Origin of the sequence: Comamonas sp. JNW (assembly GCF_003105075.1) — a bacterium.
GTDB lineage: Bacteria > Pseudomonadota > Gammaproteobacteria > Burkholderiales > Burkholderiaceae_C > Comamonas > Comamonas squillarum.
Window position 1 is genome coordinate 238383 of the sequence record NZ_QETI01000003.1, and the last position, 23137, is coordinate 261519.

At 60.7% G+C, this 23137-nt stretch carries 15 protein-coding genes and 2 pseudogenes; 7 read left to right on the forward strand and 10 right to left on the reverse strand.

Annotation, left to right across the window (positions count from 1 at the left end):
* Window positions 1-181 precede the first annotated feature (181 nt).
* Complete coding sequence (gene proP / locus DCO45_RS06735) at window positions 182-1762, reverse strand: glycine betaine/L-proline transporter ProP (RefSeq protein WP_116925091.1); 1581 nt, start codon at window positions 1760-1762, stop codon at window positions 182-184.
* A gap of 184 nt (window positions 1763-1946) precedes the next feature.
* On the opposite strand from proP, the pseudogene DCO45_RS06740 reads away from it, so the two are divergent.
* Window positions 1947-2438: pseudogene (locus DCO45_RS06740) on the forward strand (acetyl-CoA C-acetyltransferase); the annotation flags it as partial.
* 129 nt (window positions 2439-2567) lie between these two features.
* Here DCO45_RS06740 and DCO45_RS06745 read toward each other — a convergent pair.
* Window positions 2568-2936, reverse strand: coding sequence for a VOC family protein (locus tag DCO45_RS06745; protein ID WP_116925093.1), 369 nt, complete (start codon window positions 2934-2936; stop codon window positions 2568-2570).
* Between the two features lie 202 nt (window positions 2937-3138).
* Window positions 3139-4062: pseudogene (locus tag DCO45_RS06750) on the reverse strand (LysR family transcriptional regulator).
* A gap of 424 nt (window positions 4063-4486) precedes the next feature.
* Here DCO45_RS06750 and DCO45_RS06755 point away from each other — a divergent pair.
* The 3 genes from DCO45_RS06755 to DCO45_RS06765 are packed head-to-tail and all read left to right on the forward strand — an operon-like array spanning window position 4487 to window position 8492.
* Window positions 4487-5308 carry a 2Fe-2S iron-sulfur cluster-binding protein gene (locus DCO45_RS06755; RefSeq protein ID WP_116925094.1) on the forward strand — a complete coding sequence of 274 codons (822 nt, stop codon included), beginning with the start codon at window positions 4487-4489 and terminating at the stop codon, window positions 5306-5308.
* Between the two features lie 40 nt (window positions 5309-5348).
* Window positions 5349-6287 carry a xanthine dehydrogenase family protein subunit M gene (locus DCO45_RS06760; RefSeq protein WP_279324804.1) on the forward strand — a complete coding sequence of 313 codons (939 nt, stop codon included), beginning with the start codon at window positions 5349-5351 and terminating at the stop codon, window positions 6285-6287.
* A gap of 18 nt (window positions 6288-6305) precedes the next feature.
* Window positions 6306-8492 carry a xanthine dehydrogenase family protein molybdopterin-binding subunit gene (locus tag DCO45_RS06765; protein ID WP_116925095.1) on the forward strand — a complete coding sequence of 729 codons (2187 nt, stop codon included), beginning with the start codon at window positions 6306-6308 and terminating at the stop codon, window positions 8490-8492.
* A 51-nt stretch (window positions 8493-8543) separates the two neighbouring features.
* On the opposite strand, the gene DCO45_RS06770 is transcribed toward DCO45_RS06765, so the two are convergent.
* The 3 genes from DCO45_RS06770 to DCO45_RS06780 all read right to left on the reverse strand — a co-directional run bounded on the left by DCO45_RS06770 (window position 8544) and on the right by DCO45_RS06780 (window position 11334).
* Window positions 8544-9515, reverse strand: a complete 972-nt coding sequence (locus DCO45_RS06770; RefSeq protein WP_116925096.1) for an XdhC family protein — start codon at window positions 9513-9515, stop codon at window positions 8544-8546.
* Complete coding sequence (locus tag DCO45_RS06775; RefSeq protein WP_207788051.1) at window positions 9502-10107, reverse strand: nucleotidyltransferase family protein; 606 nt, start codon at window positions 10105-10107, stop codon at window positions 9502-9504. The genes DCO45_RS06770 and DCO45_RS06775 overlap by 14 nt, the downstream gene beginning before the upstream one ends.
* Window positions 10108-10425: 318 nt before the next feature.
* Entirely contained in the window at window positions 10426-11334 is a 909-nt protein-coding gene (locus DCO45_RS06780; protein ID WP_116925270.1) for a LysR family transcriptional regulator, read from the reverse strand.
* Window positions 11335-11471: 137 nt separating this feature from the next.
* Here DCO45_RS06780 and DCO45_RS06785 point away from each other — a divergent pair, with 137 nt between their 5' ends.
* The 3 genes from DCO45_RS06785 (at window position 11472) to DCO45_RS06795 (ending at window position 15770) form a co-directional block, all read left to right on the forward strand.
* Entirely contained in the window at window positions 11472-12608 is a 1137-nt protein-coding gene (locus DCO45_RS06785) for an iron-containing alcohol dehydrogenase (RefSeq protein WP_116925097.1), read from the forward strand.
* A gap of 112 nt (window positions 12609-12720) precedes the next feature.
* On the forward strand, window positions 12721-14052 hold the full coding sequence (locus tag DCO45_RS06790; protein WP_116925098.1) for an MFS transporter: 1332 nt from the start codon (window positions 12721-12723) through the stop codon (window positions 14050-14052).
* A 125-nt stretch (window positions 14053-14177) separates the two neighbouring features.
* Window positions 14178-15770, forward strand: coding sequence for an aldehyde dehydrogenase (NADP(+)) (locus DCO45_RS06795; protein ID WP_116925099.1), 1593 nt, complete (start codon window positions 14178-14180; stop codon window positions 15768-15770).
* A gap of 199 nt (window positions 15771-15969) precedes the next feature.
* Here DCO45_RS06795 and DCO45_RS06800 read toward each other — a convergent pair whose 3' ends face one another.
* From DCO45_RS06800 to DCO45_RS06815, 4 genes are all read right to left on the reverse strand, one after another.
* Window positions 15970-19107: an AAA family ATPase gene (locus tag DCO45_RS06800; RefSeq protein ID WP_116925100.1), complete on the reverse strand. Its 3138-nt coding sequence runs from the start codon at window positions 19105-19107 to the stop codon at window positions 15970-15972.
* 1 nt (window position 19108) lies between these two features.
* Window positions 19109-20857, reverse strand: a complete 1749-nt coding sequence (locus DCO45_RS06805; protein ID WP_133248080.1) for a hypothetical protein — start codon at window positions 20855-20857, stop codon at window positions 19109-19111.
* Window positions 20858-21508: 651 nt separating this feature from the next.
* A complete protein-coding gene (locus DCO45_RS06810) occupies window positions 21509-22000 on the reverse strand; it encodes a hypothetical protein (RefSeq protein ID WP_116925102.1) in 492 nt (163 codons plus the stop codon).
* A 295-nt stretch (window positions 22001-22295) separates the two neighbouring features.
* Window positions 22296-23045, reverse strand: coding sequence for an SDR family oxidoreductase (locus DCO45_RS06815; RefSeq protein ID WP_116925103.1), 750 nt, complete (start codon window positions 23043-23045; stop codon window positions 22296-22298).
* Between the last annotated feature and the right edge of the window lie 92 nt (window positions 23046-23137).

Below are 23137 nucleotides of genomic sequence, written 5' to 3' on the forward strand. Positions count from 1 at the left end.
TGGTGGCGAATCACGATAGATCGCCTCCACCCACAGTACTCTCTTTAATCCCCTACAACGCGATTGCACAAAGACTTACCTGGGCAGCCCCGCACCCTGTCATGCGGGTGTGCTGTGGCCCCGCAGATCCGGCCCCATGTCGTTGTGCCCGATTGCATTTCTCCCGCGGGGATCTTGCGCCTCAGCTTCCTCCATCCAGCCGCGGATGCAAGTCAATGTACTTCTGTTTGCGCAGCTCCAGCGCCGCGATCTGCTCTTGCAGCTTGGCGATCTCGGCGTCGATGTCGTCCACGCTTTGCTCGATATGGTCCAGTGTCTGGATCAGCAGCTCCTTGGCCTCTTGCTTGCTGGATGCCGCTGGCGTGGCGCCGCGCAAGGGGCGGTTGGCGGTTTCCTTCATGAAGATGCCGGTGATGATGCCGACGACTGCGACAAACATCAGGTAGTAGGCAGGCAGGTAGAGGCTGCCGGTGGAGTCGACCAGCGCAGCGGTGATGGTGGGCGTGAGGCCGGCGACGATGATGGCGATGTTGAACGAGGCGGCCAGAGCGCTGTAGCGGATGCGGGTCGGGAACATCGCAGGCAAGGTGGAGGCCATCACGCCGGTAAAGCAGTTCAGCACAATGGCCAGCATGAACAGGCCGACAAAGATCAGCGCGATCTGGCCGTTGATGATCAGCCGGAATGCGGGAATCGCCAGCACCAAGAGGCCGATCGAGCCAACGATCACAAAGGGTTTGCGGCCAAAGCGGTCACTGGCCAGGCCAATCACCGGCTGCACAAAGAGCATGCCGATCATCACCGCGATGATGATCAGCACGCCATGGTCTTCGGAGTAGTGCAGGTTGTGCGACAGGTAGCTGGGCATGTAGGTCAGCAGCATGTAGTAGGTGATATTGGTGGTCAGCACCAGGCCCACCGACACCAGCAAGGGGCGCCAGTAGCGCGTCGCGATTTCCTTGAAGGAGATGCGCGGGCGGTTCTCCACATCCTCCTGGTCGTCCTTTTCCATCTGGTCGAGCTGCTGCTGGAAGGCAGGCGTTTCTTCCGCCGCATGGCGCAGGTACAGGCCTACCAGGCCCAGGGGCGCTGCCAGGAAGAAGGGCACGCGCCAGCCCCAGTCGAGAAAGCGCGCCTCGCTCAGCAGGCTTTGCAGCAAGACGACGACACCCGCGCCCGTGACAAAACCTACGATGGAGCCAAAGTCCAGAAAGCTGCCCAGAAAGCCACGCTTGCGGTCGGGCGCAAACTCGGCCACAAAGATGGCGGCGCCGGTGTATTCACCGCCGACCGAGAAGCCCTGCGCCAGCTTGCACAGCAGCAGCAGGATCGGCGCCCAGATGCCAATGCTCGCGTAGGACGGTATCAGGCCAATACAGAAGGTGCTGGCCGCCATGATGATGATGGTGATCGACAGCACCTTCTGGCGCCCGAACTTGTCACCCATCACGCCAAAGAACAGGCCACCCAGCGGCCGAACCAGGAAGGGAATCGAGAAGGTGCCCAGCGCGGCAATCATCTGCACACTGGGCGATGCATCGGGGAAGAACACCTTGCCCAGCGCAAAGGCGACAAAGCCATAGACGCCAAAGTCGAACCACTCCATCGCATTGCCCAGCGCGGCGGCAGAAATCGCCTTTCTGAGCTTGACCTTGTCGACGATGGTGATGTCATGCAGCTCCAAGGTGCCGCTTTGGGTCGGGATCAGCGGCGGCGAAGGAGGCGTCGGATCGGCCGCTGTGTTGTTGTTGATGCTATCCATGCGGTTCCCCGGTAATTATGGGTCGCCATCTTCGCCAATCGCCGCCGGGCCGTCTGTAGGACGAGGGGGCTGCACGCTGCCGCCAAACTTCGCCGGCCACCCGTTATGGGTGGTTGGGTGATCTGGCTGCGCGCCTAAACTCTTCCCGAGCATCTTCTAGACAATGACGAGACAAAGGAGTCCCATGTCCGAAGCTTTTATCGTGGCGGCACAACGCACAGCCGGTGGCCGCCGGGGTGGCCAACTGGCCGGCTGGCATCCGGTGGATCTGGCCGCACAGGTCATCAATGCGGTGGTCGAGGGCGTCGATGCCGACCCGGCCGCTGTGGACGATGTGTTTCTGGGCTGCGTCAGCCAGGTGGGCGAGCAGTCCAGCAATGTGGCGCGCAATGTGGTGCTGGCCTCCAGGCTGCCCGAATCGGTGCCCGGCACCAGCATCGACCGCCAATGCGGCTCCTCGCAGCAGGCCATCCACTTTGCCGCGCAGGCGGAGATGTCGGGCGCGATGGACATGGTGATTGCCGCCAGCGTCGAATCGATGACCCGCGTGCCCATGGGCAGCCCGGGTGGCCTGGCGCACAAGGCCGGGCTGGGCCACTTCCACAGTCCCGGCATCGCCAGCCGCTATGGCGATACCGTCTTTAGCCAGTTTGTCGGTGCCGAGATGGTGGGGCGTTCAATATAGGCGGTGCTGGCCAAGTCCACGCAGCATGTGATGGTGTGCTGGGGGGCTAAATGTGCTCTGGCCTTTGCCATGGGCATCAGGCTGCGCCCCAGCCTGTGACAGGCGCCCAGCGCAGCGTATTCAGAGCACGGGCTGATGGCACACTGCCTCGATGTTATGGCCGTCGGGGTCAAGCACAAAGGCCGCGTAGTAGTTGGCGTGGTAGTGCGGCCGCAAGCCGGGAGCGCCGTGGTCACGCCCACCGGCCGCCAGCGCTGCTGCATAAAAGGCATCCACCTCCGCTCGGGTCTGGGCGGTGATGGCGATGTGCACAGGGATCGGCTTCTGCGAAGACTCCGTCAGCCAAAGCGAAGGCTTGCCGTTGCGGCCCAGACCGATGCTGCCGGGCCCCTCCATCGCAAGCCCAACGCCCAAAGGGAGCAGCGATGGGAGAAAAAAGGATTGGCTCACATTCAGGTTGCTGACACCGATGCCGATATGGTCAAACATCTCTTTTCCTCCGTTGTGATCATCAGAACGTGCGTTGCGGCAGGACCGCCTCGCAAGCCGGCAGCCTAGCGTTGTTGACGCGCTCTTGACTATAGGCGGGACTGCCAGCGGTCGGCACCAGGTCAAGATTGGCGGGGAATCGGGGCGCGAAGGGGTGCTGCGCCAGATGTGGCTGGCGACTGCGTGCAGACCATCGCCCCCGCTATGCTGAACCCGCAGCGATGGCAAGGGGCAGCGGTGTGACCCGCAGCGCATTGAGCACCAAAGAAAAGGCGAGTGAAGGCTGTCGTCGGCTGGGGTAGTACAAGTAGTATCCGGGGAAGGGTGGGCACCAGTCGTCCAGCACCCGTATCAAGCGGCCTTGCTCCAGGTGGGGGGCAAACTCGTCTTCGGGCAAATGCGCTATGCCCATGCCGGCCAGTGCTGCATCGACGATGCTGGGAGAGGTATTGAAGATGACCTGCCCGTCCACCCGAACGCTCAGCGGCTTGCCCCGGCGCTCAAAATCTCAGGTCCACAAGCCTCCTGCTGTCTGCATACGCATGTTGATGCAGTTGTGTGTGATCAGATCGCCTGGCGTCTTGGGCTGCGGATGGCGTTGGAAGTAGGCCGGCGATGCGGCGGCCGCCATGCGCAATGTCGGTCCGATGGGCACAGCGATCATGTCCTTGTCGATGGTGTTGCCAAAGCGCACCCCTGCATCGAAGCGGTCCGCAACGATGTCGCGCAATCCGTAGTTGACGTCGAATTCGACCTTGATGTCAGGGTACTGCAGCAGCAAGGGCGCCAGCTTTGGCACCAGTGTGGCGCGCGCGACATGCTCGCCACAGGTGATGCGCACCAAGCCGCTGGGCTTGTCGCGCATTTCGGTGAGCTGGTGCAGCTCGGCGTCGATTTCGTCAAAGCGATGGCCAATCGCGCTCAGCAGCCGATCGCCGGCGGCCGTGACCGACACGCTGCGCGTGGTGCGTGTGAGCAGGCGAATATGAAGCCTCGCCTCCAGACTGCTGACGGCCTGGCTGAGTGCCGATTGGGTCACTCCCAGCACCGAGGCCGCGCGCGTGAAGCTCCCCTCACGGGCGACCGTGACAAAGTACAGCAGATCGTTGAGGTTGCGTTTGACCATCGCGAAAGTGTCGCACGGGCAATTGATTAGCAAGGCTAATAAGGTCTAGAAGGTTTCATTAGCTAGTCAAAGAGGCCAGAGGATCTCAAGATAGGCCCATGGCCAGGTCTGGAAGCACCGGCGCCCGTGTACGACCACCCGCCGCACAAGCTGCGCTGCTGTCTGACTGGCGCGCCCAGCATCCAGCACTAGGATCTAACGGCTTGCGCTGCAGGTTGTCTGATGCTGGGCAGTGGCGTCGCGCAAGCCCAGGTCGGACTCCAGCTCCATGTGCCGCTTGGGGCACTGGAGACCGGAGGTACCGCTTCTGACATCCGTTGCCCCGCAGCACGCCAAGCCCGCATGCGTCGCCAAGAACGCAGCCGCTTGGGGCCCGCCATGCCGAATCGCAAGCGCCTCCCGGCGCGCAATCAAGGAAACCACGATGACACATTCCGATGATGCTGATTTCCCCGTCGAGCTGAGCGCCGACGAATCAGCCTTGCTCCAAGAAATGCCGCAACTCCAGGGGGTGGGCCAGGCAAGGCGCAGCTTCATGATCCATTCGGCTGCAGGCAGTGTGGGGCTGTTTGCCGCAGATCTGCTGGCGCAGGAGGCCGCCCTGGCGCAGATGCCGCTGGCCGAAGGCGCGGCGGTGGCGCCCATCAAAGCGCAGAACGTCGTCAAGGTGGCTTTCCAGGTCAATGGCGTGCCGCAAACGCTGGAGCTCGATTCGCGGGTAGTGCTGCTGGATGCGTTGCGTGAGCGGCTCGCGTTGACGGGCTCCAAGAAAGGCTGTGACCAAGGGCAATGCGGCGCCTGCACGGTGCTGGTAGACGGCCAGAGGGTGCTGTCCTGCCTGACCTTGGCGGCGACGCTGGAAGGGCGCGAGGTGACCACGATCGAGGGCCTGGCCCAAGGCGACCAACTGCACCCAGTGCAAGCGGCCTTCATCAAGCATGACGGCTTTCAGTGTGGCTACTGCACGCCAGGGCAGATCTGCTCGGCCGTTGGCGTGCTCGCGGAGGCCCAACGCGGCCATGTCAGCCATGTCACAGGTGATGTGCGCAAAACCACGACCCGCCTGACGAACGACGAGATCAAGGAGCGCATGAGTGGCAACATCTGCCGCTGCGGTGCCTACCCGGGCATCGTCGCTGCCGTGCAAGAGGTCCATTCAGGCAGGCAAGCTGCCAAGACCTGGGGCTATGCCACGGAGACGCAAACCGCCTCGGCAGGCAAGGAGGATGGCCATGCGACCGTTTGAATATCTGCGGGTGGCCGATGCTGCCGCTGTTGCCTCCGCGATGGTGGGCGTGCCGGGAGCCAGGTTTCTCGCTGGCGGTTCCAATCTGGTCGATCTGATGAAGGAAGATGTGGAGCGGCCCACGCGCCTGGTCGACATCCGCCAGCTACCGCTTCGGCAGATTCAGCGCAGCCGCGCGGGTCTGTCTCTGGGTGCGTTGGCGACCAATACCGAGACGGCCAACCATCCGCTGGTCCGCGAGAACTACCCGCTGCTGACCCAGGCCATCGTGGCTGGCGCCTCGGGGCAGTTGCGCAATATGGCGACCAATGGCGGCAATCTGCTGCAGCGCACGCGCTGCAACTATTTCTACGACACCGCCACGCCTTGCAACAAGCGCGAGCCTGGCACAGGCTGCGGCGCGCGCGAAGGGCTCAACAAGATCCATGCCGTGCTCGGATGGAGCGATGCCTGCGTTGCCACCTATCCCGGCGATATGGCCAATGCGCTGGTTGCGCTGGATGCCAGTGTTCGGGTGCGGGCGACCGACGGGCGCGAGCGCTTGATCCCGATCACGGAGTTCCACCGTCTGCCAGGCGATACACCCCAGCGGGACAACAACCTGGAGCATGGCGAGCTGATTTTGGCCATTGAGTTGCCGGTCGCGGCTGCGCAATTTGCCCAGCATTCGCACTACCTCAAGGTGCGTGATCGCAGCTCCTACGCCTTCGCAATGGTGTCGGTGGCTGCAGCGCTGCAACTGGAGGGCGGCACCATCGGCCAGGCGCGCGTGGTGCTGGGCAGTGTTGCCCACAAGCCCTGGCGCAGCGCGGAGGCCGAGGCGGCCTTGGTGGGCCAGCGTGCCAACGAGGCGACCTTCGCCAAGGCGGCCCAGGCGGCGCTGAGCGGTGCCAAACCGCTGGCCCACAACGGCTACAAGGTGGAGCTGGCTCAACGTTCCGTGGTGCGCGCGCTGATGCGTGCTGCCAAACTCGGTTAAGGGCGAAGGAGAATCACCATGGCACGTTATCTAGGTAAAGAGACGACCCGCGTGGACGGGGTCGCCAAAGTCACCGGCAAGGCCAAGTACGCAGCTGAGTTCCAGGTGCCGCATGTCGCCTATGGCTTTGTTGTGCTCAGCACGGTGGCCAAGGGGCGCATCACCGCGATTGACACCCGCGCCGCCGAGCAGGCCGCAGGCGTGGTGCGCGTTTTTACCCACCTCAATGCCGGGCGGCTGGGCAAGGCGCCCGCTGCCGATGCCGCTCCGCAATGGGCCTGGCCGCTGCAGTCGGACCGGGTGTTCTTCAACGGCCAGCCGATCGCGCTGGTGGTGGCCGAGAGCTACGAGCAGGCGCGCTATGCGGCGCGGCTGGTCCAGGCCAGCTACCAGAGCGAGCCCCCTACCACCGCGTTGGAGACGGTGCTGGACCAGGCCAAGCCCTCGTCGGACAACACACCCCCACGCGGAGATCCGTCAAAGGCACTGCAGGCAGCGGCGGTTCAGGTCAACGCCGAGTACCACATCCCCATCAACCACCACAATCCGATCGAGCCGCATGCCGCGATCGCATTTTGGGAGGGTGACAAGCTCACCGTCTTTGACAAGACCCAGAACGTGTATGGCGTGCAAAAGCACCTGGCCGAAGGGCTGGGCGTGCCCGCAGAGAACATCCGCGTGGTGTCACCCTTTGTGGGCGGCGCCTTTGGTTCATCGCTCAAGCCCAATTACTACCCCTCACTGACAGCGATGGCGGCCCGCGAACTCAAGCGGCCAGTGAAGCTGGTGCTGACGCGCACGCAGATGTTCACCGGCCACGGCTACCGGCCACAGACGATCCAGAAAGTCAGGCTGGGTGCGGACGCTAACGGCAAGCTGCAAGCCATCATTCAGGAGGCCTTCCATAACACCTCCTCGTTCGAGGTGTTCTCGGACAACACCACCGGCTTTCTCAAGCAGGTGTATGCCTGCGAGAACCTGGACATGCCGCTGAAGGTGGCCGCCACCGATCTGGCCACCCCCACCTGGATGCGTGCGCCCGGCGCTGTCAGCGGAATGTTTGCGCTGGAGAGCGCCATGGACGAGCTGGCGTATGCGCTGAAGATGGACCCGATGGAGCTGCGCCTGGTCAACTATGCCGAGGTGGATCCGGTCAGCGGCAAGCCGTTTTCCAGCAAGGCGCTGCGCGAGTGCTACCGCCTGGGCGCCGAGAAGTTCGGCTGGAAGAACCGCAAGCCCGAGCCCCGCTCGATGCGCGACGGCAAGCTGCTGGTCGGCTGGGGCATGGCATCGAGCGTGTGGGGGGCCATGCAGATGCCCGCGAGCGCCAAGATCACCTTCCGCCAGGATGGGACGGCCACCGTGTCCAGCGCGACCAGCGATATCGGCCCGGGCACCTACACCGTGATGAGCATGATCGCTGCAGAGTTTCTGGGCCTGAAGCTGGACCAGGTGACCTTTGAGCTGGGTGACACGCGCCAGCCCCAGGCACCGGCGCAGGGCGGCTCCTGGACCACCTCCAGCGTCGGATCGGCCGTGCGCGGGGCGGCGCTGACGATCACCGCCAAGCTGCTGGATTTGGCCAACCGCGATGGCAGCTCGCCATTGCGGGGTGCCAGCGCTGAAGATGTGGAGATGCTCGACGGCCGCTTGCGGCTCAAAAGCGATGCTGCGCGCGGGGTGGAGATCGCCGATGTCATGCGCAGCACCGGTACGAACGAAATCACCGAGGTCTACAAGTCAACACCGTCGCCCGAGCGTGACAAGTACGCATCGCTCGCCCATGGCGCACAGTTTGTCGAGGTGAAGGTGGATCCCGATCTAGGGACCGTCAAGGTCACCCGGGTCATCGAGATCACCGCCTGCGGCAAGATCCTCAATCCGCTCGCCTCGCACAGCCAGGAAATCGGAGGCGTGGTCTGGGGCATCGGCATGGCGCTGGAAGAGGCCACCGAGGTGGACCACCGCACGGGGCGCTTGATGACCGCCAATTTGCAGCACTACCATGTGCCGGTCAATGCGGACATCCATGCGATCGAGACCGTTTTTGTGGAGGAAGACGACACCATCGTCAACCCGCTGGGGGTCAAAGGCATGGGCGAGCTTGGCATGGTCGGCATCCCGGCGGCCATCGCCAATGCCGTCTACCACGCCACCGGCAAGCGCATCCGCAGTCTTCCGATCACCCCGGAAAAACTGCTGTAAGCGCAGAGGGTCGGGCCGTGCACCGGCTCGCTGCGGCCAACCTGGGCGCAATCAGGCGCTGTGTCGCAAGATGCCGTTCTTGACTGCCAACACCTCTGCCATGGCGCTCACCGCGATCTCGGCGGGGGTTTTGCTGCCAATATGCAGGCCTACGGGAGAGTGCAGTCGCTGCAGCGCATCCTCTGTCGCGTCAAAATGCTCCCTGAAGCGCTGCTTGCGGCTGTGTGCGTTGCGCCGCGATCCGATGGCACCCACATAAAAGGCAGGGCTGTACAGCGCTTCGAGCAGCGCAAGGTCATCGAGCTTGGGGTCGTGGCTCAGCGCCAGAATGCAGCTGCGCGTGTCCGGCTGCATGCTGCGCACGGCGTCGTCCGGCATCTCGGTGCTGAGCTTGGCGCCTGCCACCGACCAATTGCCGCGGTGCTCGATGCGCGGATCGCACACTGTCACCTCAAAATGGTTGAACAGCGCCATCACGGCAACATACTCTGCCAGCGCGCCCGCGCCGATGAGCAGCATGCGGTACTGGGGCCCGAGCGTGACCGACAGGCTCGCACCATCAAAATGCACAGCCGCCGGCGATGAGGTCTCTGCCAGGCGGACCAGACCAGAGTGGCAGTCCACCGTGCGCTGCACCAGTTGCCCGGCATCGAGGCGCTGCACGAGGTCGTCCATCACCGAGAGCGCAGGCGCAAACTCGAGCAGCAATTCCAGGGTGCCGCCGCAAGGCAGGCCAAAGCGGTGGGCCTCGTCTGCCGTTACGCCGTAACGCACGAGCTCGGGCCTGGACTGCCGCATGCAGGCGTCACCATAGGCACTGGTGTAGCGATGGACCAGGTCGTCCTCAATGCAGCCGCCTGACACCGAGCCGACACACGGTCCGTCTTCGCGCAGGGCCATCATCGAGCCCACCGGACGGGGTGATGACCCCCAGGTTTTGACCACCGTGACCAGCATCACGCGGTGCCCGCTGGCCAGCCAGTCGCGCGCAATGCGCAATACCCGTGCATCAACGTTTTCCAAGGCTGGCCTCCTGCCCAAAGTTTCCGCTGGTCAGCAGCGCTTGTGCCCGCGCCAGGTCATCGCAGGTGTCGATATCGATGGCGATGCCGGGATCATCGAGCTGCAAGGTGTGCGCCGTTCCCGCTTGCCGATGGCTGCGCACAACGGCGCTGGCCCCCGTGTCGCCCTTCAGCTGCAGCAATGCCTCACGGCATGTTCTGTCAAAGCCGACCGGGTGACCTTGCTGCTGTCCGCATTGCGGCACCACCACTGGATGGGTGGCCAGGCTCAGCGCTACCGCCATCAGGCTCTGCGTGCGAACCAGGGGCAGGTCGCCGGGCAGGATAAGCCAGCCATCGGCGTCGGCAGTCGCTGCCACGCCGCGCGCGATGGAGTGGCCCATGCCATCGATGTGGGCAGCCGGCGGGGCCGCAGCGGGGCGCACGACATAGTAGGCAAGCCCCGATGCAACGACGCTGTGCAGCACCTGTTCCAGCACCGTCACGTCGCCGAGCATCGCGTCGAGCTTGTGCGTGGTGCCGCCCGAACGCGCAAAGCGCCGTCCTTGGCCGGCGGCCAAAACAAGGACCGTGGGGCGGAGGGGTTGCAGCATTTGGCTAGACCGCTGCATATCTGCGTGGCCTGGGCGGGGGGCTGACGGCCAGCCTCCCGGCCCAGCGCGGAGCGTTGAAATCATGCGGAGGCACAGGCAGCTCTTTCATCAGGTGGGCGCGATGCATGGCGCACCACAGGGGGTTTCTTCTGCTCAATTCTCAACGAAGCCATCGCTGCAACTCATTAGTGAAGCTAATAAGTGTATTAAGTGCACATGCGCCAGCAATCTCCTGTACACAGGCAATCTCTGTAAGACCCCATCGATAGGGGCGGGGTCGCGCTGTCTCATGGTTTGGCCCACAGGCAGAGGCGTCCGTCACGCCTCTGCCGCGCCGCCGCACAGCGCCTCCACCAACAGCCCCAGCGCGGCACTTTGGGGGGCGCCTTTGCGCAGCACCAGCTCATAGGGCTCGCTGCGCGATTGCAGGGTCAGATCGATGGTGCCGACCAGGCCATTGCGCGAAAAGTAGGTCGCGATGTCGTCGGAGACCAGGGCCACGAGGTCGTTGTTGCGGCCGAGCATGGTGACGGTGGCCAGGGCCGACGTGGTCTCGATCAGGTGCGAGGGGAAGTGCAGCCCCGCTTCGTGGAACTCGCGCTCGAGCAAGCGTCGCATGGGCATGCGGGCGCGGTAGACCAGCCAGCGGCTGTCCTGCAGGTCCTGCAACTGCACGGCCTTGGCGCCCATCGCAGGGTGGCGCACGCTGGCGATCACCGACAGCGACTCCTGCTTGATGAACAGCGACTCATAGACCTCGGGCGTGCGGCTGACCGAGGAGCGGCAGATGGCCGCATGGATCTGGCCGCGCTCGATCATGCCCAGCAAGGTTTCGCTGGTGTCCTCGATGATCTCCACCGACATATGCGGCTGGCGGGCCAGCACGTTCGACAGCGCATCGGACAGCAGCGGCACCGCACCCATGATGGTGCCAATCGCCAGGTGGCCGCCCACGCCGCTGGCAATGGCATCGAGCTCAAAGCGCAGCTGGTTGATGTCCGACTGGATCAGGCGGGCAAAACGCAGTGCGCAGTGCCCGGCCTCCGTCGGGATTAACCCTCGGTTGGTGCGCTCGAACAGGTCCACCTGCAAGGTCGACTCCAGCTCGCGCAGCGCCTTGCTGGCGCCCGGCTGCGTGAGACCTACTTTGTCCGCAGCGCCAAGCAGGGAGCCGCTTTCCTCGATGGCGATGAGCAGGCGCAGCTGCTTGGCATGCAGGCGCGACATGACGGAATTGAGGCTAGGGATGCCGCTGGCCATGAATAAAAGTTATATCGGTATGGGAAGCCGTCAGTGTACCGAATGGGCTGCGCTGCCTAGACTTCGGGCCTTCTGATAGCAATGGATAGAACTGGTAAAACGTTATGGCTCTGATCAACTATGTGACCGAAGTGCGCTTTGGCGCCGGTGTGCTGGCGGAACTAAAAGAGGTGTGCAAGACGCTGGGTATTACCAATCCTTTGATCGTGACCGACAAAGGGGTGGAGGCGGCCGGCATCATCGACCAGGTCAAAGAGGCGCTGGGCGCAGCCCGTTTTGGCGTGTTCAACGGCACGCCGTCCAACCCGTCGGAGACGGCCGTGCGCGCTGGCGTCGAGGCGCTCCATAGCAGCGCCTGCGATGGCATCATTGCCGTGGGTGGCGGCTCGTCGATTGATCTAGCCAAGGCGGTGGCGGTATCGGCCCGCCATGAAGGCCCGCTGCGCCAGTTTGCGCTGATCGAGGGCGGCGCGCTCAAGATCACCGCCGCCACCTTGCCCATCATCGCCGTGCCCACCACGGCGGGCACCGGTAGCGAAGTAGGGCGCGGCGCGATCATCATCGTGGACGATGGCCGCAAGGTCGGCATTCTCTCGCCCCATGTGATCCCGAAGGTCGCCATCTGCGACCCCAACCTGACCCTGGGCCTGCCCGCAGGCCTGACGGCCGCCACCGGCATGGATGCGATTGCGCACTGCATCGAGACCTTTCTGGCGCCCGCCTTCAACCCCCCGGCCGATGGCATTGCGCTCGATGGCCTGTGGCGCGCCTGGCGCCATATCGAGGTGGCCTTCCGCGATCCCGCCGATGTGGAGGCACGCAGCAACATGATGAGTGCCTCGCTGCAAGGCGCGCTGGCCTTCCAGAAGGGCCTGGGCTGCGTGCACAGCCTCAGCCATTCGCTGGGCGGCATCAACCCCAAGCTGCACCATGGCACCCTCAACGCCATCCTGCTGCCGGCGGTGATCCGCTTCAACCGGGGCGCAGAGTCGGTGGTGCGTGAGGACAAGATCGCACGCCTGGCGCAGGCCATGGGCCTGGCCGATGGCGTATCGGTGGAAGAGGCCCTGGTCACCAAGTCCCGCGCACTGCAGCTGCCCACGGGCCTGGCCGAGCTGGGTGTGAGCGAGGACCTGTTCGAGCGCATCGTCAAGGGCGCGCTGGCCGACCACAGCCACCGCACCAATCCGCGTGAGGCCAGCGCAGATGACTATGTCGAGATGCTGCGCCAGTCGATGTAAACCGGCATTTTCTACAAAACAGACGCAAGCCCGGCCCGCCGCCGCAACGGCCGGCAGGCCGCAGGCTTGCGCACAGGCAGACATTCATAAATCAACAACCCGAGGTGGAGACATGGGCAGCAGCTCTCTGAATCACACGGCCACGATGGCCGACAAGGAAACCATGGTTCCGGATGCGGAACGCAAGCGCGCGCTGATTGGCAGCGCCGTGGGCAGCACCATCGAGTGGTACGACTACTTCCTCTACGGAACCATGTCGTCCATCATTTTTGCCAAGCAGTTCTTCCCCAGCGACAACGCGCTGGTCAGCCAGATGCTGTCGCTGGCCACGTTTGCGCTGGCCTTCCTGATCCGCCCGATTGGCGGCGTGATCTTCTCCCACATCGGCGACCGCATTGGCCGCAAGAAGACCTTGGCGATGACCTTGTCGATGATGGGCCTGTCAACCGTGCTGATGGGCCTGCTGCCCAACTATGCGCAGATTGGGATCTTGGCGCCCATCCTGCTGACGGTGTTGCGCCTGCTGCAAGGCCTGGCGCTGGGCGGCGAGTGGGGCGGTGGCGTGTTGCTGGCGGTCGAGTACTCGCCCCGCAAGAAGCGCGGCTTCTACGGCGCGGTGCCACAGACCGGTGCGGTGCTGGGCCTGGCACTGGGCAATATCATCACCTCGCTGCTGAGCGCGAGCATGAGCGAAGAGGCCTTCCTGTCCTGGGGCTGGCGCATTCCGTTTGTGGGCTCCATCGTGCTGGTGATGGTGGGCATGTGGATCCGCAATGCAGTGGGCGAGACGCCATCGTTCAAGAAAATCCAGGCCAGCCGCAGCAGCGCGCCCATTCCGATCAAGCAGACCCTGCAGTTCCACTGGCGCGAAGTGCTGATCGCCATCGGCGCCAAGGTGGTGGAGACCTCGACCTTCTTCCTCTACGCCACCTTCACCATCTCGTACATGATGGACCACGGCTTTGCCCGCGCGACGATCCTCAATATCGTGCTGGTCTGCGCGCTGATCGCCTTCCCCTGCATGCTGTTCTTCGGGCACCTGTCGGACAAGATCGGCCGCAAGAAAGTCTTTATCGGCGGCAGCATCGCCTTCATGCTCTGGATCTTCCCGTACTTCTGGCTGCTCGATCAAAAATCCGTCTGGGCCGCGGCGCTGGCTGTCGGCGTGGGCCTGGGCATCATCTGGTCCAGCTATGGCGCGATGATCGGCACCTTGCTGGCCGAAGCCTTCCCGCCTGACATCCGCTACACCGGCATGTCGCTGGGCTACCAGATTGGTGCGGCCCTGGTGGGCGGCCCGATGCCGCTGATCGCCACCGCGCTGATCGCCTACTACAGCGGCAGCTATGTGCCGGTCGTCATCTTCCTGGTGCTCTGTGCGCTGGTCTCCATCGTCGCGGTGGGCATTGCCCGCGACCGCAGCGGCCTGCCGCTGGACGAGTGATGGCCTGAATGCTGGCCGGACCTGCCGCAGTGCTGCTGGCCTGCGGTGGGTCTTGCCATTCCGGGCGGCCTTAGCGCCCCCATTCATCTATTCCCCCCCAAAGCAACTTCTTGAGGAAACCCTCCATGCAGATCACTGGAGACATGGTCATTGGCTACCGCACCGTGCGCGGCACCGCAGGCAGCCAGCGCGCCTTCAACCCCACACTGAATGCCCCCATTGCCGAGCCCGAGTTTGGTTTGGGTGGCAAAAGCGAAGTCGAGCGGGCGGCCAGCCTGGCCGCTGCCGCTTTCGACCCTTACCGCAACCTGCCGCTAGCTCAGCGCGCCGCCTTTTTGGAGGCGATTGGCGAAGAAATCCTGCAGCTGGGTGATGCGCTGATCGAGCGCGCCCATGCGGAAAGCGGCCTGCCGATTGCCCGGCTGACGGGCGAGCGCGGCCGCACGGTGGGCCAGTTGCGCCTGTTTGCCCAGGTGGTGCGCGATGGCCATTTTCTGCGCGCCACCATCGACACCGCCCAGCCCGAGCGCCAACCGCTGCCCCGTGCCGATCTGCGCCTGGCCAAGATCCCGCTGGGCCCGGTGGCGGTGTTTGGCGCCAGCAATTTCCCGCTGGCGTTTTCGGTGGCCGGTGGCGATACCGCATCAGCACTGGCCGCTGGCGCACCGGTGATCGTGAAAGCGCACAGCGCACACCTGGGCACCTCGGAGATGGTGGCGCGGGCGGTGCAAAAGGCCGCGCAGCGCCAAGGCATGCCCGAAGGCGTTTTCTCGCTGCTGGTGGGCGCAGGCCGTGAGCTGGGCGAGGCGCTGGTGGCTCACCCCGAGATCAAGGCCGTTGGCTTTACCGGCTCGCGCCAAGGCGGGCTGGCGCTCTTGCGCATCGCCAACAGCCGCGCCGAGCCCATCCCTGTGTATGCCGAGATGAGCAGCATCAACCCCGTCTTCTTGCTGCCCCAGGCGCTGGCCGCGCGGCCCGAGGCCCTGGCCCAGGGCTTTGCCGATTCGCTGGCGATGGGGGCAGGGCAGTTCTGCACCAACCCCGGCCTGGTGCTGGCCGTCGACAGCCCTGCGCTCACGACCTTCATCAGTGCGGCAGCTACGGCCATCCGTGCCAAGGGCGCGCAAACCATGCTGACCGCCGGCATCCACCAAGCCTATGAGGCCGGCCGTGCGCAGGTGCAAGCCGCCGCTGGTGTGGAGCAGCTGGCCGCCGGCGTGGCCGCAGACCATGACAACGCAGCCCAGGCCGCGCTGTATGTGACCAGCGCGCAAACCTTGTTGGCGAATGAAGCCTTGCAGTCGGAGATGTTTGGCCCCGCCTCCATCGTCGTCAAAGCCAGCAGTGTGGAGGAGTTGCTGCAGGTCGCCCAGCACCTGGAAGGCCAGCTCACCGCCACCTTGCACTTGGAGCAGGGCGACCACGACAGCGCCCGCGCCCTGCTGCCGGTGCTGGAGCGCAAGTGCGGCCGCATCCTCGTCAATGGCTTCCCCACCGGCGTCGAAGTGAGCCACGCCATGGTCCACGGCGGCCCGTTCCCGGCCACCTCCAACGCCATGTACACCTCCGTTGGCGCCAGCGCGATCGACCGCTTCCTGCGCCCGGTCTGCTACCAGGACCTGCCCGATGCGCTGCGACCGGTGGCTTTGCAAAATGACAATGCGTTGGGGCTGTGGCGCTTGGTGGATGGGCAGCCTAGTCAGGGGGCGGTGGGCTGAGGTTGGGTTTGTAGGGAGCGGTGAGGGCTTTTTTAGGGGTGAGTCGGGCGTTACATGTATATGGGGCGCCTGGCTTTTCGCTGGGGTGGGTTACGTCGCCGGTGTCAATCTTACATTCTCGGTCTTGAATTTCTTACCAGAGTGTACGGGGAAGCGTAAGCAATGGGTGCAAGCCTCAATAGAAGATTTACATCTGTATTCAGTTATCTGTAGCAACCCCGGTAAGTTGTGGATCACGAGACAATGAAATAGTCTTGAAATCGTCGTCAAGGAAGCTAAATTTCTTTGAGAAGAGCGAAGCGATCCGTGTGTCTGCAGTCGCAAAGAATATTTGGCGACCTGAGTTAACAGCGAGATCACGCAGGTAATCCAAGAATGACAATGCGTTCAAGTCGTCGATGTGTGCAATGGGGTCATCAATAAGCAGTACAGGAGGGGCATTTGTTGCAGTGCGGTTCCGAGCAAGGAAGATTGATAATGCAAATGCCGCTCTCTGTCCAGTGCTTACCTGAGCCAAAGTTCGAGTCTTCTGTGTTTCGACTGCCCTGAGAAGCACATCGGAGTTGCCTACATATTCGTATTCCTTAGGAGAATGGATGCGAGAGAAGACCTCGTCGATTTGGCGGCCAATTGCCTGCAGGGCTTCTTGTGTCGCATTTTCGAGTGAAGCATTAGCAGTCAGATCATCTAAGAGATTTCGGGCAGTTCCCAATGCTTCGGCTTCACTGCGTGCATTGCTGAGGTTTAGCCGGATATCTTCAATGGCTAGAGGAAACGCCTGCAGTTCTTCTGAGTTGCTGATTTCGCTGCGCAAGGCCTCAACCGCTTCGCTGCATGCTGAAGCTACAGAAGTAACACGAGCTTGGAGCTCTGCAAGTGGAACAGAACCAGCTACTTCCAAGTAGGAGCGTAAGCTCACGACGTTGTCAGTAGCAAGAATAAATTCTGCTTGCAATGCAACGAGCGACGCGAAGGAGTTGTTTGGCAGCACATGTGTTGACCAACCAGGCGAGTCGATTGTTCGGCAGATTGCACGAATATCCTCAACAACAACATCAATTTCCTGCCGGTGCGACTCAAGCTCCTTACTCTTGTAATCGACGGCTTCATTCTGGGCGCGCAACACCTCTGCCGTTCTAGTGATTGCGCCTCCATTCGCGGCTGGCTCGAAGAAGTGGCTGACTCGATTCCAAATATGATCGTGTTCATCGCTGCTAAAACCAGCTTCCCTCAAAACCCTGCCTTCCTCGCTAAGGCGGTGAAGTTCGGTTCGAGCGCTCTCATATTCATGCTGCAGTCCAACAAGTTCATCAAGAATTTCTTTGGAAGTTAAACCTTGTAGGCCCATACGGTTCGCAATGTTCTGGTAGAACGCCAATGCAGCTGCAATTCTCATGACTTCAGTGACATCCTGTTCAGCTTGACTCATTATGTTGACGAGGGCATTGATTTCGACTGACGAATCCGCACCTGAGTTCAGCTCCTCAATGAGGTGAAATAGGACGCCGTCTGGATGAACGGTCTGACAAAGGGGGCAGGTATTGGGGTCTTTAGAATGCTGGAGAGTCGTAAAGGCAGCGCTTTTGAGGTTCTCGAATGCGGCGGCGCGTGCTGAAGCAGCTTTTCCATGTACATCCATTGCCCTTTTTGCATTGGCAAGGCGTCCCTCTGCATCGTACAAGACTGATTGAGCGGACTGAAGTGCCACCTCTATCGGCAGCTCTGCGTAGTGAACTGGAATCTCTGGGGTTTCGCCTGCGACTTGGCTCTTAAGTCGCGCCGCAAGCATATCAACTCTATCACGGACCTTGAAATACTCAGTCCGCGTATCTAAAAATCCAGAAGATTCATAGACAAGCCTGCGGCTTAGCATCTCGACATTTCTTCTATTTAACTCGATATCGTTTACAAGATCCTTTTCCAGCTCATTAAGCTTTGAAAGACGCTCATGATGGGGCTGAGCGGCTATCAGCGCTGTATTCAATTTGGCTGAACGATGCTCGATATCATCTATTGTCCTTGCAGCGTCACCCAAAGAGGACAGTGCTTGGATATATCCCAGCGCTGCCAAGAGTCGTGGTCCTTCGCCCAATTGCCTTGCATCGGTGTTGGACGAGTTCTTCCAGTCGAGAGCAACGAGCGCTGCTCGATATGAATCAGCAAGTGTCTTTGCGTTTGAAGGTCTAAGCTGCAGTTCACGCAAACGCATCTCGAGATTGTCCAAGTCGTGTTCTAGCTTTTCTGCGCGCAAATCTGCCTTTCCTGCCGCCTTTTCCACGTCTTCACGGATTTTCTCGAGATAGTCAAAGGTAGTCGCAGCTGTCGCTCCTACAAGCAGCCGGCTAAGTTCGGTCGCGACATCAGTTGGCTGGAGTTTGGCCGACAGGCGGAAAGCCGCGTCAGTATCCAGAAAATTATATTGAGAAAAACTATCGACTATGGCGTCAACGGCAAAATCCTTTCGGTTGTACCAAGCTAAGCAACGAGCCTTCAGACGTGGACCGTCAGAAATGGATTGCAGGTCGATCAAATTTCCACCATCGGTAGGAGCAATCTTGCCCTTGATGCGAACCACTTCGGCACTTTTACTTCTTAAATTGTTCCCACAGTAAAATCGTTCTATTGCTTCGAGCAGTGATGTTTTTCCAGTGCCGTTAGCGCCTGTGACGAGTGTAACTTTGCCAAAGTCGTAGGTCTTACCATCATGCACGGGGCGAAAATTGTCGATGGTCAAGCTGAGCAGCGTAGAGGTCGCAAGCGGTATATCCGCCTGATGGAGCTCATTATTACGTTGACCAACCGCTGCAGACCTTCCTGCCTGACGCTTCGCGATTTTTTCAACTGTGGCATTGCGAGGGGTTGGGCAATCGAGAAGAAGTTCTAGCTGGCCTGCGGCGAGCCTGCGTCTCCACTCGGCGAGCACATCGGGAGGTGCACCACCTTCCGTTGTCTCGAAAAGTTCAGTGGTGCCTAAAAGCGATTCGAGGTCGTCCACTGATACGACTCGCTTTCGTGCATAGTCCCTGTCTGCCTCAATCGCTGCTTTAGCCGCAGCGAACTGTGGGTCGGATATTGACTTTGGACCAGCAACGAGATACAGATATTTATTCCATCGGAGGTGGCCCGGCGCATCAAAAAAGTCGTCGCCAAGAATTCGCTCCTGAAATTCGCGCAGTCGCTGAGAGCGTTGAACTACTTCATCGGCGAAATCGATGTAAGCGATGGCGTAGGCATGTTCCCTAAATCTCTTTTCTCCACGTACTACGTCTTCATCCACATCTTTCAGTGCTACAAGAAGATGCGAGAGCGAGTCTCGGGCTGTTTGCATTTCTGGCATCTCACTCTCCTCCTGTGATGGACGTCATGCTGGATCCATCAAAAGCAATATCGGTTTGCGCCTTAATATCGGCGAACATTATTTTTCCGGCGGCTGTCCGGTAGCAAACTGCTACCCGGTTTTTGTGAGCCTTGTCTTCCTTGCGGAGCAGCTCGAATGCTGCATCGCTGATATTCTTCACAACATCGGGCGTTGGACTCTCTCCTAGATAGGCTACTAGCGCTGGACGAACGCCTTCCTTCGTCACGTTGGTATTGGGCGAATGTGGGCTCCAAGATATTGATGCTCCACCTCCACTCAAGTCTTTAATAGGCTGAGGGAGCTGTTCGTTCAGAAGGATGTTTCCAAGGGCGGCGACCTTGCCAAGCCGTCTCTGTCGATTCTCTGCAGCGCCTGCGTTTCGGTCCAGTTGTAATGTTGCTCGCTCTACGATTTCGGATTCCAGGATTTGACAAACGTCCAACTTATCCGCGCGATGCCAGTGTTCTCCAATCTTATGAGGACCACAGGAAAGAGAGATTGCCCGTTCAATGTGTAAGCGGTTCTGGACGTCTTTGAGTTTCTCAAAGCCGGCAGCAAATTCTGGGTCTGCGTTGATGATGACTGACCAACCGGTTTCAGGGCACTCTGCAGCTTCGATCCACTTTCTAGTGTCGGTATCCCAGATGAAGCGAGCGTCCACCAGCGGTCCTACCTTGACGTCATGCACAGCCAGGCCGTCTTGCACCACCTTTGGTACGGTGAGTGCGAAAACGGCCTCGTCATAGTGGAAGTGCAATACGTGGCGCTTCTTCTCGTGCCGTGTGTAGTAAAGGCCTTTTGCCTCATTGCCAAGAACCTCATTGTCCTTTACGGAGCATCTATCATCAGGCAGATACCAAGCAGACCCGCTTTCATTGGACCACTCTGAGGGCTTTTTATCCTCTGCTTCATATTGCTCCATGTCTTGAGCCCAGTTCAGGCAGATAATATCGCAGTTGGTCATTAACGCACTGCGACTGAAGACATCGGTCCGGTATCTGCGATAGTCGTCATGCTTAGGTTTTGGATTTAACTGAATGTGAATAAGAATGGCGCGATCCGATAGTTTTCTAATGACAGCAGCGTCTAAATTAAGTGCATCTGAACAGATTATGGTTGAAAGCTTGATGAGCTTGTCATGTCCCTCGAAGCGGTAAATCGTTTGTCCGCAGCGCAGTTGTTTGTTTTCAAATCCATGATCGTCCCGAGATGGTGCAGTCTTGAACTGGATGATGATGACCCGCTTGAGGTTCTGTTCAGCGTCTCTAGTAACGAAGCAGTAGGCAACCGGGTCGAAGTAATTTCCCTGGACACCGGGTGCGCCATCGAGTTCAAAAATGACTTGACAATGCTCTGCACAATCTTGCTTGAATTGGGCAAGTTTTGCCGGAGTCATGCTCTCGCACCCCAGCACCCATAGCGCCCCCAGCGCAGGAAAATTCTCTCCCTTGGCAGCCTTTAGCAGGGATGCGATTGGTAGGAAGTACTCGGGAGTAACTGCCAACTGGTCACCACGCGCTCGTGCTGCCTCAAGAAACTTGTTCGCGCGGTCAGCCGCTTCGCCTAGGTCCTTGGGGCCGATGCGTTGCGTGTCTGCGTAAATCGGCCCTGACGGCTGTAGCAGGAGTGCGCGATAGCTCTGATGAGTGGCCTGAAGAAGGGAGAGATCAGGGGGTTGTAGCCTAAACTCTGTAAGCAATTCATTCACATCTCTGATGAGAACTGGCACCGTGTCTCCTAAGAAGCATTCCAATCATGGAAATGATACCATTTGTTTCAGTTGGCTGACGCTTCGACTTGAATTGGCACAAAGGTAATACGATGCATTGCCCTCATTGGCCGATATATGTTCCTTCTATAATCTCTCAGTTCCTTCAGTCTTAGGATGGGCGCTCACCTGACAAGCAGATGTTTGATGACCGGGCCTTTGGTATTTGTCATGAGCGATATCCATGAGGTCACAGTCATCATTCTTTCAAATATGAACTCCATCATTTGGGACAATCTGGATATAACTTCCGATGCACAGACTCCCCCGAAAGCGCTCTCAGGACTTGTAACCCCGTTAGGTGGCGTCCGCCATAGGCAGTGATGATTGTGCTGGTCTAATCTCCCCGGACATCAGGTGCAGCACCGTCGCGGCGATTTATTCAGGCGTGCCAAACCGGCCCAGCAGAATCTTCGTTTGGATGTTGGCGGGCCTGGCCTGCACTTGGCCAGGCCCAGCTTGCTGTAAAGGCGAGGTGCTGAGAGCGCTGCGGCTCACGACGCGCACGCGCAGGCCTTGGGGGCGCAGCTCGGTCGACGTGAGTCACCGACGGTGGCATATGAATAAGCGCTGCCGACCCAAGCATCCGCGCAAGTCGGCGTGGCCTGCAGCTCAGTCCTCGCCGGGGCGCGGATAGCCTGCATCTGCCCAACGTTGCGCAGACGCTCGGCTGAGGCTATGGTCCGGCCTGACGCGAACCTTGGCCAACTCACTGCCATCCTCTGCGGTGGCGGTAAGGGTCGCGGAGGGATTGTCCTCGTCGGGCTCAATATCGAGAGAGATGGTCACGCGCGATCCATTCACCAAGATCTGCATGTCCTTGTGCAGCTGGGCCGCCAGGTGCTGCTCATGCCGCCGCATGACTTCGTGGGCAGTCTTGACGAGGGTGTTGAAAGCAGAAACGTCAAGCGGCTTGGGATTTTTCTTGTCGCGGCCCATCGTCCATGGCCCCACCAGGCTTGGCTCGGCCTGGCCGTCCTGGGTCATGGCAACCGCCCAGCCATCGTCGTCTTCATTCTTGATGACGCGGGCCTCCCAGCCGTTGTGATGCCAAAGGCGATCTTCGAAGACTGATGCAGCTTCTTGTTGGAGCTCTTCGGACATTTCTGGACCTTTGTGAAAACTACCAAGGTCAGAATTTTACTGTTTATTCATACAGTTTCGCGTGCATGGGTCTTTTCCGAAGTGAATCCACTTCTTTCAGCGGAGCGTCCAGCAAGGCTGGAGTTCAGAGTGGCGGACACCAACGATCCACGTAGCGCGGGTTGCGTCGATCGGTTGAATTCGCAGCCAGAAGCTGTCATTGGCCGCAAAAACTTTCACTGCAACCTCTGGCTCAAGGTGGTTCTTGCGACGCAGCAGCTCCAAACCATCGCTCTGGAACCCACAGCCCCTCGCTTCACATCTGGCTCATGCCCCCATCCGCAATGATCTCGGTGCCCACAATAAACCCGGACTCCTTGGACACCAGGTGCAGCACGGTGGCGGCGATTTCTTCCGGCGTGCCAAAGCGGCCCAGCGGGATCTGCGTCTGGATGTCGGCGGCCATGGCCTTGGCCTGGTCGGGTGCCAGGCCCAGCTTGCCGTAGAGCGGCGTGCTGACGGGGCCGGGGCTCACCACATTCACGCGCACGCCCTGGGGCAGCAGCTCGGCCGACAAGGTCTTGGCCAGGGAGATCAGCGCGGCCTTGCTGGCGGCGTAGACGCTGGAGTTGGGCATGCCGATGTGGGCGTTGATCGAGCCGTTCAGCACGATGGATCCACCACGCGTCATCAGCGGAGCGAGGCGCTGGATCAGAAAGTAGGGGCCTTTGACATTGGTGTCAAAGCTGCTGTCCCACAGCGTTTCATCGATCTGCGGCAGCGGGCCGAACTTGGCCACGCCGGCGTTGATGAACACGCCATCGATCACGCCCATCTGCGTTTGTAATTCGGCGACCAGCTCGGCTTGGGCTGATACATCACCGGCTTCGCTGACCAAGGCCAGCGCGTTGGGGCCCAGCTCGGCCTTGACGCGGGCGAGGCTCTCGGCATCGCGGCCGGTGATCGCTACGCGGGCGCCTTCACGGGCAAAGGCGATGGCGGATGCGGCGCCAATGCCACTGCTGCCACCGGTGACCAAAATATTCTTTCCTTCAAAGCGGTTCATGGTATTTCCTTCGGTTGTTTCGTTGATATCTTGCTGGGTTATCAGCCCAGTTGTAGAGCTGATGAATGAAGTATCTGACGATGGGTGGCGCT

Excerpts from the sequence above, each read along its gene's own strand:
- proP (WP_116925091.1), bottom strand. The coding sequence starts at position 1,762 with ATGGATAGCATCAACAACAACACAGCGGCCGATCCGACGCCTCCTTCG.
- DCO45_RS06745 (WP_116925093.1), bottom strand. The coding sequence starts at position 2,936 with ATGTTTGACCATATCGGCATCGGTGTCAGCAACCTGAATGTGAGCCAA.
- DCO45_RS06755 (WP_116925094.1), top strand. The coding sequence starts at position 4,487 with ATGACACATTCCGATGATGCTGATTTCCCCGTCGAGCTGAGCGCCGAC.
- DCO45_RS06760 (WP_279324804.1), top strand. The coding sequence starts at position 5,349 with ATGGTGGGCGTGCCGGGAGCCAGGTTTCTCGCTGGCGGTTCCAATCTG.
- DCO45_RS06765 (WP_116925095.1), top strand. The coding sequence starts at position 6,306 with ATGGCACGTTATCTAGGTAAAGAGACGACCCGCGTGGACGGGGTCGCC.
- DCO45_RS06775 (WP_207788051.1), bottom strand. The coding sequence starts at position 10,107 with ATGCTGCAACCCCTCCGCCCCACGGTCCTTGTTTTGGCCGCCGGCCAA.
- DCO45_RS06780 (WP_116925270.1), bottom strand. The coding sequence starts at position 11,334 with ATGTCGCGCCTGCATGCCAAGCAGCTGCGCCTGCTCATCGCCATCGAG.
- DCO45_RS06785 (WP_116925097.1), top strand. The coding sequence starts at position 11,472 with ATGGCTCTGATCAACTATGTGACCGAAGTGCGCTTTGGCGCCGGTGTG.
- DCO45_RS06790 (WP_116925098.1), top strand. The coding sequence starts at position 12,721 with ATGGGCAGCAGCTCTCTGAATCACACGGCCACGATGGCCGACAAGGAA.
- DCO45_RS06795 (WP_116925099.1), top strand. The coding sequence starts at position 14,178 with ATGCAGATCACTGGAGACATGGTCATTGGCTACCGCACCGTGCGCGGC.
- DCO45_RS06800 (WP_116925100.1), bottom strand. The coding sequence starts at position 19,107 with ATGCCAGAAATGCAAACAGCCCGAGACTCGCTCTCGCATCTTCTTGTA.
- DCO45_RS06810 (WP_116925102.1), bottom strand. The coding sequence starts at position 22,000 with ATGTCCGAAGAGCTCCAACAAGAAGCTGCATCAGTCTTCGAAGATCGC.
- DCO45_RS06815 (WP_116925103.1), bottom strand. The coding sequence starts at position 23,045 with ATGAACCGCTTTGAAGGAAAGAATATTTTGGTCACCGGTGGCAGCAGT.